Source organism: Mesorhizobium sp. WSM4846 (assembly GCF_055811415.1).
On the sequence record NZ_JBVVPZ010000002.1, the window covers coordinates 270,022 to 285,409 of the forward strand.

Here is a 15,388-nt window from a genome sequence, read left to right on the forward strand (position 1 = left end):
AGACGAGCTAGTGGCAGTTAGGCCCGCCCCGCAAGCCCGAACTCAGCAGCACTCGCCGTTGCACACACTATTGCAATCAGAGCACCTCAGACAGAAAGCGCCGAAGACGTGGGCTTTGCGGATTGTCGAAAAGGTCCGCTGGTCGCCCTGCCTCGACAATCCGTCCCTCGTCCATGAATACGACCTGGTTTGCAACCTTGCGAGCGAAGTTCATCTCGTGCGTAACGACGACCATCGTCATCCCGCCCCGTCCGAGGTCGGCCATCAAGTTCAGGACACCCTTCACCAATTCCGGATCGAGGGCGCTGGTGACTTCGTCGAACAGCATAATTTCGGGTTCGAGGGCCAGGGCTCGCGCGATGGCCACCCGCTGCTGCTGTCCGCCCGAAAGATTTGCCGGCCGATGGTCTTTTCGCTCCAAAAGTCCGACTTCATGCAGCCTCGCTAAGGCCGCGCGCTCAGCCTCCTCGCGTGACATGCCTTTTACCTTGCGCAACGCCAGGGTGATGTTGGCGAGCGCACTGCGGTCGGGGAACAAGTTGAACTGCTGGAAAACCATGCCGACACGCCGCCGGAGCTGGTCAGGGGTCTGGCTGTAGATGCTTTCGCCATCGAGCAGGATGTCCCCGGCTCGACACTCGACGAGGCGGTTGAGGCAACGCAGCAAGGTCGACTTGCCCGAGCCGGATGGCCCGATCAGGCAGGTGACCGTCCCGGGCTCCACTTTCAGACTGACGTCATGGAGCACCTGGATGGCGCCGTAGGCCATGTCGATTTTCTTGACCTCGATGCTGCCACCCTTGAAGCGTGCGGGCGCCTTGGCTGCGCCCGGTAAACCGGCGTGAGCCAGCTCGGCGACTTCCTTGAGGCCGCTCTGCACGCCGCTGATACGCTTGCCGACGCGCATGCGCGCGTCGATGTAATTGACGAGGTGGGTTAGCGGCACCGTGATCACGAGATAGAACACGCCGGCCAGCAAGAGTGGTGACAAATTGCCGGTCAGCACGGCCTGATCCTGGCCGACACGGAACAGTTCGCGTTCGGAGGCGAGCAGGCCAAGGAAATAGACCAGGCTGGAGTCTTTGACGTTGCCGATGAACTGGTTGACCAGTGCCGGCAGGACGCGGCGGATGCCTTGCGGGATCACCACCAGGCGCATGCCTTGGCCATACGTCATTCCGAGAGTACGGGTGGCGTCGATCTGACCACGCTCGACGCTCTGAATGCCGGCCCGGAAAATTTCTCCGATGTAGGCGCCGGCAATGAGGCTGAGTGCCAGAATGCCCAGCGGATAAGGCGATGGACCGAACAGATCGCGGCCCAACCGCGCGAAGCCCTGGCCAATGATCAGAATAGTCACAATGGCGGGAAGCCCACGAAAGATATCGGTGTAGACCCGTGCGAGGAGTTTCAGCGGCCGGTTTTCGGAAATCCCCATCACGGCGAGGACGATACCGATCAGCGTCCCGAAAAACGTCGAGGCGACGGCAAGGATCAGGGTGTTCTTGAGGCCGACCATCACCATGTTTGGCAGAACGTCTGCCATCGCCTGGAAATCAAGGAAGCTACGGGAGAAGGTATCGAACCAGCTCATATCAGGTCCATCTATAACTCGGCCGGGCACCGTTGCTCACGGGCCCGGCCGGAAAACACAGCGAAGTCGCTCGAATTCACTTCTTGGGCAGATATTGATCCGGCATCGGGGTGCCCGCGAACCATTTTTCGTGCAGCCGCTTCCAGGTGCCATCATCCATGGCCTCGCGCAGCGCCTTGTTCAGTGCCTCGCGGAAGTTATCGTTGCCTTTCTTGACGACGAACCCGGCTGGCGCATCGAAGGACGGTACGTTCATTGTTATCTTCAGGTTCTTGTAGCGTTCTACATACTGCTTGGCCGACTCATAGTCGGTGAAATGGCCATCGATCGTCCCGTTGTTCAGCGCCGCCACTGCGGTGTTGTTATCGGGGAACTTGACGATGTCGCCCTTCAGATTCTTCTCGGCATAGATTTCCTGCAGCGTCCCCTGGATGACGCCGATGCGCTTTCCGGCGGTGCTCTCATTGCTCGTCAGAGCCGGATCGGCCGAAATGATCGACAGATAGCCGGCGATATATCCGTCGCTAAAATCCACGGTCTTCTTGCGCTCCGCAGTCGTGCCAATCGCGGCGACAGCGACGTCGAAGCGGCCGTTGGCGACGGATGGCAGCAGCGCCGAGAATTCCTGGCCGGTGAAAACAATCTGCTCCTCCTTGAACCCGAGCCGGCGCGCCACGTCGCGGAAGAGTTCAGCATCGAAGCCGGTGAAGTTTCCATTGGCGTCGGTGAAGACGTAGGGCTTCGCATCGCCCATCGTTCCGACGCTGATCGCCATCGGGTCGATTAGATTGTAAGGGTTGTCGCTCGCCTTTGCCTGCGTGGACCAGGCCAATGTGCCAAATCCTGTCACCAACGCGACGGTCAGCGCCAGACCGCATTTCACCAGGTGGCGCCTGCTCGAATTTGTTTGCATGTCTTCTCCTCTTAATCGGCCGAACCCGGCCTTGCGGTTCCACTCGACGTCTGATCCATCAAAAATGCTCTTAGGCGGCGTTTCGTTGAGCGGATGAGAACGTTATCACTTCCCCTAGCATTATCCGTTCCTTGCGTCAATTGTTTCGGAGAATTTCGCGGCTAGACAGCTTTCCCGGGTGGAGCGTGCCGGGCCCCGCTAAGGATCTCGGGCGTCATGTTCCCGATATCTATTGCTGACGCATGGCCGATCGCGCCGTAGTACTGGCAGGTTGCAGCCGCCGCCTCTGCGGCATGGCGGAGAATGTCCTGAGGCGCCTCTTCGTTAAGCAGGCCGAGTAGCGTTCGGGCGATGAAGGTGTCGCCCGCGCCCAAGGTGTCGACGGGTTCGACCAGCCGCGCCGGAGTGTGGTAGGAGACAGAGTCTCTGTGAAGCACCGCGCCGGCTCGACCGCGAGTCACCAAAACCCATTTTGAATCACATGCAAGCAGCTCGGATACGATTGCGGCCAATTCCTTGTCGTCGAGACCATCCCCTGAGACGGAAGACAGATAGCAAAAAGGTCCAATCTTGCGCCGGTGCTCCGGGTCCCGTCGCGTAGAAAAATCATAAGATAATAGAGAGTTACCTGACACTGAGGCAATCCACGGGTCTAATCCGCTGGACTGGCCGATATGCACGGCCTGAAAGCCTGAGAGAAAATCCAGATCTTCATGCGTCGGCGTGAACATCGAAACACCGAGGTCGAAATCCAGGAAAATCCGATCGGCGTTGTGGTGACCTATGAGGCAGTAAGCGGTCGGCCCTTCGAGGCGCCGCAATCGGGTGATGTCAACGCGCTCCGACGCCAGTGCGGTGCAGATCAGGTCCCCGGCCCGGTCTTTTCCGATCGCTCCAACATAGGCCGACTGCCCGCCGAAGCGGCTCAGGTGGACTGCAACATTGAGGCAGTTTCCGCCAGGATACATCTCGCCGCGATCAAGGTAGCAATCGACCACGTTATCGCCCATCGCGGCAATCTTGACCATTGCAGGACTTTCAGCTTATAGGATGTGATAACGTTCGCACGATGACTGCTACCTGTCAATTGCGCGCCGACCCCAACTCTGTCAACGAGACGAGGATGCTCATGATTTCCGCCCTGCCTGCCGACGTAGAACGCGCTCTGAACGCCACCGCGGGCAGGCAGTTTTCGCACCTCTTTCTCGTGGCGTGCGGCGGCTCGCTCTCGATCATGATGGCAGGCAAATACTTCCTCGACCGCCACAATGGGACATTCGCCTGTGACAGCTACAACGCGGATGAATTCGTCTGCCGAGATCCGCGGCGGTTGGGACCTGACACGCTCGTTGTCCTTTGCTCGCAGACAGGAACCACCAAGGAGACAGTGCGGGCGGCCAATCATGCCAGGACGCGAGGCGCAACGACAATCGGCATGACGCTCGACCAGACGTCGCCCCTCGCGCGGGCGGTCGACCACCCGATTGCCTACCAGGCTTCGTACACGACGGGCAAAGCAATCGATGCAGCCTACAGCAATTACGGCGTGCTCTACATGCTGCTCGCCGGTTTGATCGATGCTCGGGAGGATGGCGGGCTAACCGACGACCTGCTGATCTCCCTGGGCCATCTTCAACCGGCCATCGAGCGCGCGCACCGGGCCTACGCAGACCGGTTCGAGGCGTTTGCCCCTCGCTTCGCACCTCGAGAGGCAATCTACACACTAGCCAGCGGCGCCAGCTACGGTGCGGCCTATTCCTACGCCATCTGCGTGCTCATGGAAATGCAGTGGTACGACTCGCAGGCAATACACGCGAACGAGTTCTTTCATGGCCCATTCGAAGTCGTGGATAAGGATGCTTGCTTCATTGTCTTGCTGGGTTTGGACGAGACGCGGAGCCTTTCCGAACGCGCCCGCGATTTCCTTATCGAGTACGGCAGCCGGGAAAACATCCTGGTGCTCGATGGAGCCGAACTCGACCTCAGCGGTATGTCCGAACACATCAAACCCTATCTCGTGCCTTTGGTCTTCTTCGACACTCTGTGGCGTTTTGCCTACAAGCTGGCCGGTTTGCGCGATCGGCCGATGATCGAGGGCCGGCGCTACATGAAGAAGCTGTCGGACTACTAGTCCCGCCGCGCGTGTGGCGATCTCACACTCCCAGCCCATCTTCCGCGTAAAAGGATTTCTCTATGACTGCATCCCCAAAGCCGCGTCATGTCGTCGTTGTCGGCGCAGGCATCTTTGGCACCTCGACCGCGCTGCACCTCGCCCGGCTTGGCTTTGATGTGACCATTGTCAACGACGGCGTGCCGTCCAACGGTGCATCCGGCCGTTCACTTTCCTGGCTGAACTCAGCGCGACGCGCGGACACAGCCTATCACCGCTTGAGGCTTGCAGGCATCGATCGTTATCGGACCCTGGCCGCTACAAGGCCGGAAGCCGCATCGTGGCTTCGCTTTGACGGCGGCCTCACCTGGGATGCAGATGACGAGGCGAACCAGATCGCGTCGATGTGGCAGTTGGAGCAGGATATAGGTTATGCCTCGCTTCTGCTCGACCCTGCCGAAGTTGGCGCAGTGACGCCCGGCATCGATGCCAGTGCGATCGCCCCGCAGGGCGCCATCTTCAATCCTGGCGAAGGATGGGTTGACCTGCCCTCTTTGATCGATCTGCTGCTCAATGAATTCCGCTCCCGCGGCGGCAAGCTTGTTCAGGACGCAGGACGCGTGCGGATAGTTGCCGCAGGCGGTCGCGCACGTGGCGTCGTCACTGCTGGCGGTACTCCGGTCGAGGCGGATGCAGTCGTCCTTGCCGTAGGGCCAGCGACGCCTTGCATGCTCGCGGAGATCGGAGTCCATGTCCCCGACGCCACGCCGATTTCACTTCTCTTGAAGACCAAACCGATCAAGACCGACCTCCGTGCCGTGCTGAATACGCCGCGTGTTGCGGTGCGCCCGACGCCGGATGGCGCACTTGTTTTGGATTCGGCATGGTCGGAGGAAGAAGTCGTGGTCAACTCAGACGGCACCTACACCGTGCACGACAAAACCGTAAAGGGACTGCTCGACGAAGCTAGCGCGGTGCTCGACGGCAATCCGCGGCTCCAACTCGCAACCTACGCCGTTGGCCCGAAGCCTATCCCCGGCGATGGCGAGCCGGTGCTTGGCTCCGTCGAGACCGTCGCCGATCTTCACGTCGTCTTTAGCCACAGCGGCGCCACGCTTGGACTGATCGTCGGCGAATTGCTGGCCAAAGAAATCGCCGCCGGCAATCCGCACCCCATGCTTGCAACCTTCCGCGCCAACCGTTTCGGCTAAAAGGGCAATCGCGGCCGAGATCGAACTGTCCAGATGAGCCGCCGTGGCATTGCCCAGATGACCGCCTTCGGAGGTTGATCCGCGCAGCTGACTAGGATAACATGACAATCGTAGTTTAGTTTTAGCCGCGGCCGCAGCAAGGCTGGCCCTTCACGCGCGGCGCCATCAAAACCTTTGAAACTCAGCACAGAGCGCCTGCCCGGCGTCTGTGTGACATGGCGTCCGAAACGAATGATCGACAAGAATCAGATTGCTGCAGAACAGGCAACGTTTCGAGCCTTCGCAAACAGCTATCTGCGAGAGCTGAATTCCGGGAACCCGGTGTTCCACCGCATCGGAGAACGGAACTTCGATTGCGTGGAGATTTCCCTGCCGTCGCGGCATGCCGTGCTGCGCATCGAAATCAAATCCCGATCGCTTTGCGGAATGCACCTGTTCGGACAGATCTGGATGCGTCAGGATGCAGGTCCGAACTGGCACGAGATAGAACCGGTCCTGGCCGTGCATCTGCTTGTGCTGGGAGCCAGAGAAGCCGGATCGGCCACGCACCGACAAGCCGATGTGGAGCTCCTCGAACGGATTCTTCAGAGCTGTCAGGCGACGAAGCGTTACCTCGACGCCGCCGATCGGGCGCCGCCACCGATCGGCTTTATAGCCGCGGAACAATCCCTGTATTTCGGACATCCGCTGCATCCGACGCCCAAGAGCCTGCAAGGCATGTCGAACTGGCAGCAGGATGTCTATGCCCCCGAATTGCGCGGCGGTTTCCAGCTGGCCTATTTCGCCGCCGCTGCCGACCTCGCCCGCGAGGATTCCGCCGGCATCGCGGTGACCGCGATCGTCAGCTCACTGCTGGGGAATGACGCCGGCAAGGTCGCCGCAGGTAACGGCGAGATGCTCCTGCCCATGCATCCGCTTCAGGCGCAAGCGTTGATGCTCGACCCGGCGGTGCGCGCGCTCATGGATTCAGGGCAGATCCGGTATCTCGGCCCGGCAGGGCCGGTGTTCACGGCGACTTCTTCGGTGCGCACGGTTTACAGCGATGATGCCGCCTGGATGCCGAAATTCTCGCTGCCCGTCCGCATCACCAACTCGAAGCGCGTCAACAGGCGGCACGAATTGGAGGCAGGCGTTGCGGTGGCGCGCCTGTTCGAACGCGCCGGGATCGACATGTTCGAGCCGCGCCTCGGCTTTCTCCACGACAGCGCATACCTGACGCTGGATTTTTCCGGACAGGCCGAGAGCGGTTTCGAAGTCATCTTCCGCGAAAACCCGTTCCGGGGCCGCGCCGGCGACCCCGTGGTCACCGTTTCGGCACTGACGGCCGAACCACGTCCCGGGCACAGCTCATTGTTCGAAACCATCGTCCGGCGCGTCGCACAGGATCATGATATCTCGGTGCGGCAGGCGTGCCGTCGCTGGTTCGAATGCTATCTCGACTGTGCGCTCGATCCGCTGGTCAAACTCTACGATCGGTTCGGCGTCGCGCTGGAAGCGCATCAGCAAAACAGCTTGCTTGACCTGTCGCAGCAGGGGCTGCCCAGCCGATACCTCTATCGCGACAGCCAGGGGTTCTACCTCTCGAACAGTTTCAGGGCCCGGTGGTATTGCCTGATGCCCGACATTGTCCAGATCCGCAGCCTCTTCTTCGATGACAGAGAGATTCGCGAGCGGCTCTCCTACTACCTCATCGTCAACCAGATCTTCTCGGTCGTCGCTCGCGCCGGGCATGACGGCCTGGCAAGCGAGGCCGAACTGCTCGCCATGCTGAGTGCGCGGCTCAAGAAGCTGGCGCAAGAGCTTACTGGCGCAGGCGGGGAATTCGCGACCAGCCTGCTGGACAAGCCGCACATCACCGCAAAGGCCAACCTGGCGATCCGGCTGCAGGATGTCGATGAGCTGGCCGAGGGCGTCAGCGCCCTCTACACGCATTTTCCCAATCCACTCAGCCGTGTCGGGCTATTTGTCGCCGCGGAGCAGGCACATGCCATTGCCTCTTGATCTCCACGGCACCCCCGAGCTGCGTGTGATGCGCCAGCTCGCGGAAGCCCTGGTCTATGAGGGCCTGGTCGATTGCGCGGTGTCGCGAGACGGCGGGAAAGCCCGCTTCGAATGGCGCTGCGGCGGCGCCTCGATACGCTGCGAGGGATCGATCGGCGCCTTCGGCCGGGTCAGGGTTGTCGCCGAGACGATCGAGCGGGGCTGCGCCGACCAATGGCGCCCGGCGACGCTCGGCGATCTGCTTGCGAGCATAGACACCTGCCCCGAACGGCGCGCGCAACTCACGTCCGAACTGGATCGGACGCTCGATTTCAGCGCCTGGAACCAGCTAAATCTCCGGCCCAGACCGCGCCGCGATCTGCCATTTGCGCAACTCGACAGCGCGATCGATGAGGGTCATCCCTATCATCCGTGTTTCAAGGCGCGCACCGGCTTCGATTACGCCGACCACGCGGCGTACGGCCCGGAAGCAGGCAACGCCTTCCAACTGGCCTGGCTGGCGGTCGCGCCCGAACGTCTGCACTCGGCGTTTCCCACGGACGAGCAGGCTTTCTGGATGCACGAACTCGGCACCGAAACCTACGCGCTGCTGGACGAGCGCCGTGCCCGGCTCGGCGACAATGCAAGGCGGTTCGGCCTGATGCCGCTGCATCCCTGGCAATGGAAAGCGTTACAGGGCTCGGAGCTGTCGCGCTGGCTGGCGGAGGGCTCCGCCGGTTTCCTCGGCCATGCCGGCGATCGCTATAGCGCCAGCCAATCCGTGCGGACGCTGTTCAATCGCGATCACCCGCGACGCGCCAATCTCAAATTGCCGATGAATCTCGTCAACTCGTTGGCCAGGCGCATCATCGAGCCGCATTCGGTGTGCAGCGCGCCGTCGATCAGCCGCTGGCTCAAGGACATTGTCGCCAGCGATACGCTGTTCGAGGCGCGCTATCCGCTCACGATCCTCGCCGAATATGCCGGCACGATCGCAGATCGGGAAGGACCGCTGGCAGGACAGATCGCCGCGATCTGGCGGGAGGAGGTTACGAGCAGCCTCCAGCCGGGCGAAACCGCGGTGCCGCTCAACGCGCTGATGGGCTTGGAGAGTGACGGCCGGCCGTTCGTCGCGGACTGGGTCGAGCAGTACGGGCTGGACGCCTGGCTCGACAAGCTTGTGGCTACGGTGGTAATGCCGGTGTTTCACCTGCTCGTCGGCCATGGCATCGCCACGGAAGCGCATGGCCAGAACTTGATCCTGATCCATCGCGATGGCTTGCCAGTGAGGCTGGCGATGCGCGACTTCCACGACAGCGTCGAATATGCGCCGGGCTTCCTGCGCGATCCCTCCATTGTTCCCGACTTTCTCGCCTTGAATCCCGCCTATCGTGACGCCGCGCCCAACCAGTACTACTGGATGGAGAGCGCCGATTTGCTCGGCGAGCTCTGCCTGGACGCGCTGTTCGTCTACAACCTCGCCGAGATCTCGCATCTGCTGCGGCATTTTTACGGCCTCGACGAAGACAGCTTCTGGTCAGGCGTCGGCAGGCAGTTGCAGGACCATTGCCGGCAGTTCGGACTGACACACCGCCAGGCCGCGCTTGGCCTTTTCCAGCCACGCATCCGCACGGAATCGCTGCTGCGACGCAAGCTCGCGCCACCGGGCACCGAATGCGCTCACGAAATCCCAAACAGCCTTGCAGTCGCGTAAGGAGACAGAAAAATGATCACCATCAACGACACGGTCTTTGATCGAACCTATTTCCGCGACGCGGCGGATCGCATTGCGGCCGCGGTGCAACTCGACAAGCGCGCAGGCGACCGTTTTGCGGTCTGTTTCTCCGAGGCGCAGGATTGGCTGGCGTTCTTCTTTGCCGCGCGCGCGGCCGGCGCCAGCGTGCTGCCGCTGCATCCCTCGACGCCATATGCCGCGGCGCGCCGGCAGGCGGAGACGGCGAAGTGCAACTGGCTTTTCTACAACCGGCTGGATGGCGAGCCGATCTGCGAGGAGCGCGCCAGCGAAGCTGGACAGCTGCTGCAGATGAGTTCTGGCACGACCGGCGAGCCGAAATGCATCGCGCGCGCCTGGCGCGACATAGACGACGAGATCGAGAGCTACACCTCGGCATTTGTCGAGCCAAAGGACATGACGCCGTTGATCGCCGGTCCAACCACCCATTCCTACGGCTTGATCTGCGGCGTAATGGTGGCGCTGAAGCGCGGCCAGCCGCCCGCAATACTGGACACCGGGAACCCCAAATTCCTGCTGCGCAAGCTGCGCGAAACGGAGCGCCCCTATCTGATCTCGTCGCCGGCCATCCTTCACACGCTCGCCAGGCTATTACCGGCCGGCGAGCAGATCCACGCAACGATGACATCCGGCGCCCTCTTGCCCGACCCCTGGTTCGGGCAGATCAGGGCCAAGTCCAGGCACATGTTCCAGCAGTACGGGTGCTCGGAAGCCGGCTGCATAGCGATCAACCCGGATGTGCAGGCGGCTAATGAAGTCGGCTATGTGCTGCCGCGCTTCGCGTTGCGAGACGCCGGCACTTCCAATGACCCGAAGGAAATTGCCGTCGAGCGCAAAGGCGTGGTCGTCGAGACGCGCGACCTCGGCTACCGCCGCGACGACGGCATGCTGGTCTTCCTGTCGCGTCTCGACGACCTGATCAACGTCTCGGGCCTCAACGTCTATCCGAAGGAGGTCGAGGACGTGGTCATGACATTCGACGGCATTGGCGACGCCGTTGTGTTCCGCAAGCAGGATGCGTTCGCGGGCGAGCGCGTCGCGCTTCTGTTCAGCGCCGAACATGCGGTCGACCGGTCGCAGCTTCGGCAATGGTGCGCCGAGCGGCTTGCAGCACACCAGATGCCAACCGAGATCGTCCAGGTGGAGCGGATCCCGCGCCAAGCGAACGGCAAGATCAGCCGGCGCGACGTGGCTGTGCGCTACGGCACGGGCGAATTCGCGCCGGTACGGACGGAGGCAGCCTGATGACCTACGATCAAATACTCGACGCGATCGGAACGATCCTGCGCGACAGACTCGACAACCAGCACATGGATGACTTCGCGCCGCAAGCCAGGCTGAACGAGGATCTGTATCTCGATTCCGTGATCATTCTCGAGATCATGCTGGCGCTTGAACTCGACCACGGTGTCGCGCTTCCCGAGGAGGTGATCAGCCGTCAGGATCTGGACACGGTGGACGATCTGGCGCGGCTATTCGTCAACGTCTCGGAACTGAATGGAACACTTGTTAAGCCGGCAAAGGAACTTGTTCTCGCTCGCGCCGAAAGAGAGGCGGTTGAGCGGATCGGCGTGCATGGCGAGGACTTCGTCGACATCAAGGTGCATTGCTTCGTCAGCAATGTCTGCCACGCGGTGAAGCAAAGGCAGCTTGATCATCGACCTTTCTTCTTCGGCGTCTGGGATGCTGGTTTCGCCGTCGATAAAAGCTGGCGGCTGGCGTATCACGCGCCTGAAATCAACCACGACTTCTTCCGCGATTGGTTCGAGCGCCTGTACGGCGCCAAGGTCCGCCAATGGTATCGGCCGGACGCAGCCAAGGTAGAGAACCTGGCGACGATGCTGGAGCTTCTGGATCGCAAGAAGCAGAGCGAGTACCTGATGGTCATGCTCGATCTCTTCCACCTGCCGGAGCGCGAGAACAAGTTCAACCAGAACCCGTTCCCGCACTATCTGATGTTGGAACACACCGAGGATCCGGCGGTGTGGATGGTCCTCGATCCGGATTTCCGCTGGGAAGGCAGGATCGAGAAGCAGAAAGTCATCAATGCGATCATGCAGCCGACGGTTGCCGGCGGCTTCATCTTCGACGCTGCCGACATCAGGAAACCGTCCGCCGTCGATCTGCGCGACTATTTCCTTGCCTGTTTCCATGAAGACGACAATCTGCTGACGCGCGCAACGCGCGAAGTCGTTCGGGCGCACTTGGAAGGCCGCGACGGCCTGAAACTGGCCGAGTTGTCGATGGCGCTGCGCGAGCTGCCGGTCATATCGATCCGCAAATACGCGCTGGAGCATGGCTTCGCCTTTTTCTGGCGATCGCTGCAGCTTTCCAACGCCGGGTTCGACACGATCTGCGACGACATCGAATCTCTGATCCAGGAATTCAAGGCGCTTCACTACGCCATCATGAAAATCAGCCAGACAGGCGACGAAGCCCTGGCGTCGCGGGTGTTCGAAAAACTCGACATGCTCGACGCGATGGAGCGCTCGCTGAAGCGCCGCCTTGCCCAAATCTATCGGGCGTGGTGCGACACGCGCGGCCTCCTGCACGCGCCGCGCCACGATGTCGAAGACGCCGTCGCATGAGGCTGTCGCTCTGCACGATCACCTTCCGCCATCACCTGCTGTCGCTGGAGGACATCGCGCGATGGGCGGCGGCGAACGATTTCCAAGGCATCGAGCTCTGGGGCGCACACGCGCGCAACATGCAGCATATAACCGAGCGCAACGCCGACTGGATGGCGGCGTTCGGCCTTTCGGTGCCGATGCTCAGCGACTATCTGCCTCTCGATGAGGATCTGGCGTCGCTGCGTCACGCCACGTCGAACCTCTGCCGCCTGGCCGGCCGCTGGGGCGCCCGCAAGGTGCGCACGTTCGCCGGCAAGTCGGCAAGCCGGGACACCTCGCCCGAAGCGCGCTGGCGACTGTCGGCGCGGCTCAAGGACGCCTGCATGATGGCGCAGGACCAGGGCTGCCAGCTACTGGTGGAGACACATCCGGGAACGCTTGCCGATACGCTGTCGTCGACGCAGCGCCTGCTCGAGGAGGTCGACCATCCGGCGCTGGGCATCAATTTCGACACCTTGCACGTCTGGGAAGGCGGCGCCGATCCGGTCGCCGCGCATCGCGCCCTGTTGCCGCATATCCGGCACTATCATCTGAAAAATGTCCGCTCGCGTGCCGACCTCGCCGTCTTCGAGCCGGCAAACGTCTATGCCGCGGCCGGAAAGCGGACGGGCATGACCGCGCTTTTCGACGGCGCGGTGGACTATCTGCAATTCCTCGACGAATTGTTCGAGCGCGAGGAGGTGGATGCCTCGCTGGAATGGTTCGGCGGCGACTGCTTCAACATACTCGCCAACGACGCCCGCAACATGCGCCTGCTACGGGCGGACCGCGAAGCACCGGTTCGCGCCGGCGTCGCTTGAGCATCGACAGCGCCGCGCGTCCTTATGGATGCCGAAAGGGCGCTGTAGCACTTTGGCGCACGATCCGTTCCGAAGGCGCCAACGCAGACATCGTTTTTGCAGCCGGCTGGGCGATTGCCGAGGCCGGCGTCTTGCCAGGGATCAGAAGCGCGCGGTGGCGCTCAGCCGGAACGAGCGGCCGGGATCAAAGTGCGGCGCCACCCCGTCGAAATCCTGCCCGTAGGCCGCGCGGTCGGTATAGGCCTCGTCAAAAATGTTGAGCGCGTCGGCGCGCAGCGTGAAGTTCGGCTTCGAAGGCGGCGTCCACTCGACATAGGCATTCACCACCTCATAGCCCGGCAGTTCCTTCTTCTCGCTTGCCGGGTCGGTTGGATGCCGCACCAGGGTCCTGTCGGTCTTCAAGGCGATTTCGATGTCGCCACCGACTTTGACGCCCCAATCGTCGAATGTGTAGCCGGCGCCGATCATCACTATCTGGCCGAGAGGCGTCGTCAAATAGCGGCCGATCTCGGTATCGGCCGGCTTGCCGTCGACGTCGGCATTGATGTCGGCATATTTCACACTGACAAAGCTGGCCTCCCAATCATAGCGGCCGCCGATTTCCCAGCCCTTGGAAACGAGATCGAGCGTTCGAATCGATGTCACCTCCGGGACCGGCGCGCCACGTCCGAACACCGGCAGGCGCGCGTCGTTGATGTCGGTGCGAAACACGTTCGCTTCGAAGGTGAAGCCGTTGTAGCGCGCCTCCAGGCCGGCCGTATAGTTGTTTGACGTCACCGGTTCCGGGCCGTCGCCATAGGTCCACAGCGGGTTCTGCAGATAGTTTTCCGCCAACGGAACGCCGCCCCAAACATGCGAGGTCCCAGCCTTTACCGTCAGGAACTCTGGCATAAGGTCATACTCACCCGAAATGTTGCCGCTGATGCCGGCGTTGTTCCAGTCCGAGTCGTCGACGCCGGTGAACCATTGGTGATCGGCGCGCCCGCCGAACGAAATCCTGGTGCGGTCGAAGGGCTCCAGGCGCGCCTGGGCATAGGCGCCGATATTGGTGGCGCGCTCGTCCGTGAAGAACGGCTCGATCGGGTTGATGTAGTCCAGGTCGGCCCTGTCGTTGTAGAAATCGAAGCCGGCAGTGACGCTGCCGATGTCGAGCGCGAAACGGTTCTCCACTTTGCCGTTGAAGCTGCTGGTCGCGCCTTCCGTCGGCGAAACAACGTCGACGAAATATTCAGGTGCCGCGATCTGCGTTTTGCTATAGGCGAGCACGATCTTGGGGTCCCACCAGCCTTCCGGCGATGTATCCGTAAAGGTAAAGACCGTGTTCTGGCGGCGCAGATCGTAGTTCCGCAATTCGGGTTCCCGGCCCGGCCGATTGATATAGACATTGGCGCGATAGGGGCGCAGCGCGTCGTCGCGGACCTGCTCGTGGCTGAACTCGAAGCGATGGCCATCGACGCTCTCGTAGGCGATCTTGGCCAACCCGCTGATCAGATCGGTGCCAGTCCCCGGCATCTCCTGGCCGTTGCCGGCGGTGAAGTTGCCGCCACGGCCGTAGTTGATGTAGCCGAGATACTCGAACCCGTCCTGCCGGCCGAAGCCGCTCACGCCGGTGGTGAACGTCTCGCTGTTGGTGTCCCATATGCCGGTGACGAAACCGCCAAAATTGCGGCCGGGTTCGAGCAGGTCGACCGCATCCTTGGTCTCGAAACCAAGCGAGCCCGCGAGTGCGCCCGGACCGGCGTCGGCCGGCGCGACGCCAGCCTGTACCGACGCTGCCTTTAGAAGTGCCGGGTCGAGCAGATAGGTGCCGTTGTGGTGGAACACCTTGTTGTTCTGTCGCGACCCGTCGACGGTCACCGCCAGATTGTTCTCATCGACGCCGTTGACGTAGATCTTCTGCGTGCTGGGGATCGCGCCGCCGACGGCGATCTGCGGCTCGCCGGAGAACACCTCCCTCAAATCCTGCGGTTTCTTGCGGTCGATCTCCTGCTGGTCGATGATGATCAGGTTGGCGCCGGCCGTCGCGTTGGCGCCCGCCCCCACGTCGACGACGAGAATGGTGTCGAGTTGCGTGCCCCCGCCGGGAACTTGAGCTGTTTCATTTTCTTCGGTCGTGCTCGTCCCGGCTTCCGCTTCCGGGGCGGGGGCAGACTGCGCCAGCGCTTCGGGACACAAGAAAATAGACATCGCGGTGCTGACGGTCAGCGCTCGCAACAGATCTGATGACATCGGCTAAATCCCCTCGAATACGGTAGCCCCGGCTGGCGCGAACCGCGCCTGTTGGGACTGCCTTAACCCATCGGTTGCGCTGCGGCAATAAACTTGATAATAAAAATCCAGTTATGCAAGCCGTTGTAACTGCTGCGCTCTTCGAGCGCTGCAGTCGCGAAAGCATTC

At 61.7% G+C, this 15,388-nt stretch carries 12 protein-coding genes; 7 read left to right on the plus strand and 5 right to left on the minus strand.

The window, feature by feature from the left end:
• Positions 1 to 76 precede the first annotated feature (76 nt).
• The 3 genes from AC0L15_RS03555 to AC0L15_RS03565 all read right to left on the minus strand — a co-directional run bounded on the left by AC0L15_RS03555 (position 77) and on the right by AC0L15_RS03565 (position 3,535).
• Positions 77 to 1,594 carry an amino acid ABC transporter permease/ATP-binding protein gene (locus AC0L15_RS03555; RefSeq protein ID WP_287244874.1) on the minus strand — a complete coding sequence of 506 codons (1,518 nt, stop codon included), beginning with the start codon at positions 1,592 to 1,594 and terminating at the stop codon, positions 77 to 79.
• 76 nt (positions 1,595 to 1,670) lie between these two features.
• Positions 1,671 to 2,507: an ABC transporter substrate-binding protein gene (locus tag AC0L15_RS03560; RefSeq protein WP_287244877.1), complete on the minus strand. Its 837-nt coding sequence runs from the start codon at positions 2,505 to 2,507 to the stop codon at positions 1,671 to 1,673.
• Positions 2,508 to 2,668: 161 nt separating this feature from the next.
• The gene (locus AC0L15_RS03565) at positions 2,669 to 3,535 is read right to left on the minus strand and encodes a PfkB family carbohydrate kinase (RefSeq protein ID WP_287244879.1); all 867 of its coding nucleotides are present in this window, start codon (positions 3,533 to 3,535) and stop codon (positions 2,669 to 2,671) included.
• Positions 3,536 to 3,630: 95 nt separating this feature from the next.
• Between AC0L15_RS03565 and AC0L15_RS03570 the strand changes: the two genes are divergently transcribed.
• Both AC0L15_RS03570 and AC0L15_RS03575 read left to right on the plus strand, forming a co-directional pair.
• Positions 3,631 to 4,638 (plus strand): SIS domain-containing protein, encoded by a 1,008-nt coding sequence (locus AC0L15_RS03570; RefSeq protein ID WP_473495899.1) that lies wholly within the window; start codon positions 3,631 to 3,633, stop codon positions 4,636 to 4,638.
• Between the two features lie 62 nt (positions 4,639 to 4,700).
• Entirely contained in the window at positions 4,701 to 5,828 is a 1,128-nt protein-coding gene (locus AC0L15_RS03575) for an NAD(P)/FAD-dependent oxidoreductase (protein ID WP_287244882.1), read from the plus strand.
• 165 nt (positions 5,829 to 5,993) lie between these two features.
• Here AC0L15_RS03575 and AC0L15_RS03580 read toward each other — a convergent pair whose 3' ends face one another.
• Complete coding sequence (locus AC0L15_RS03580) at positions 5,994 to 6,512, minus strand: hypothetical protein (RefSeq protein WP_287245691.1); 519 nt, start codon at positions 6,510 to 6,512, stop codon at positions 5,994 to 5,996.
• Positions 6,513 to 6,536: 24 nt separating this feature from the next.
• On the opposite strand from AC0L15_RS03580, the gene AC0L15_RS03585 reads away from it, so the two are divergent.
• Genes AC0L15_RS03585 through AC0L15_RS03605 form a run of 5 tightly spaced genes read left to right on the plus strand, consistent with a single transcriptional unit; the run spans position 6,537 to position 12,991 of the window.
• Positions 6,537 to 7,829, plus strand: a complete 1,293-nt coding sequence (locus AC0L15_RS03585; protein ID WP_287245648.1) for an IucA/IucC family protein — start codon at positions 6,537 to 6,539, stop codon at positions 7,827 to 7,829.
• The gene (locus AC0L15_RS03590) at positions 7,813 to 9,522 is read left to right on the plus strand and encodes an IucA/IucC family protein (protein WP_473495900.1); all 1,710 of its coding nucleotides are present in this window, start codon (positions 7,813 to 7,815) and stop codon (positions 9,520 to 9,522) included. Before AC0L15_RS03585 ends, AC0L15_RS03590 begins: the two co-directional genes overlap by 17 nt.
• Positions 9,523 to 9,534: 12 nt before the next feature.
• Positions 9,535 to 10,806 carry an AMP-binding protein gene (locus AC0L15_RS03595; protein WP_287244887.1) on the plus strand — a complete coding sequence of 424 codons (1,272 nt, stop codon included), beginning with the start codon at positions 9,535 to 9,537 and terminating at the stop codon, positions 10,804 to 10,806.
• Positions 10,806 to 12,149, plus strand: a complete 1,344-nt coding sequence (locus AC0L15_RS03600; protein ID WP_287244889.1) for a DUF6005 family protein — start codon at positions 10,806 to 10,808, stop codon at positions 12,147 to 12,149. Before AC0L15_RS03595 ends, AC0L15_RS03600 begins: the two co-directional genes overlap by 1 nt.
• A complete protein-coding gene (locus AC0L15_RS03605; protein ID WP_287172681.1) occupies positions 12,146 to 12,991 on the plus strand; it encodes a sugar phosphate isomerase/epimerase family protein in 846 nt (281 codons plus the stop codon). Before AC0L15_RS03600 ends, AC0L15_RS03605 begins: the two co-directional genes overlap by 4 nt.
• Before the next feature lie 141 nt (positions 12,992 to 13,132).
• On the opposite strand, the gene AC0L15_RS03610 is transcribed toward AC0L15_RS03605, so the two are convergent.
• Positions 13,133 to 15,220 (minus strand): TonB-dependent receptor domain-containing protein, encoded by a 2,088-nt coding sequence (locus tag AC0L15_RS03610; RefSeq protein ID WP_473495901.1) that lies wholly within the window; start codon positions 15,218 to 15,220, stop codon positions 13,133 to 13,135.
• Between the last annotated feature and the right edge of the window lie 168 nt (positions 15,221 to 15,388).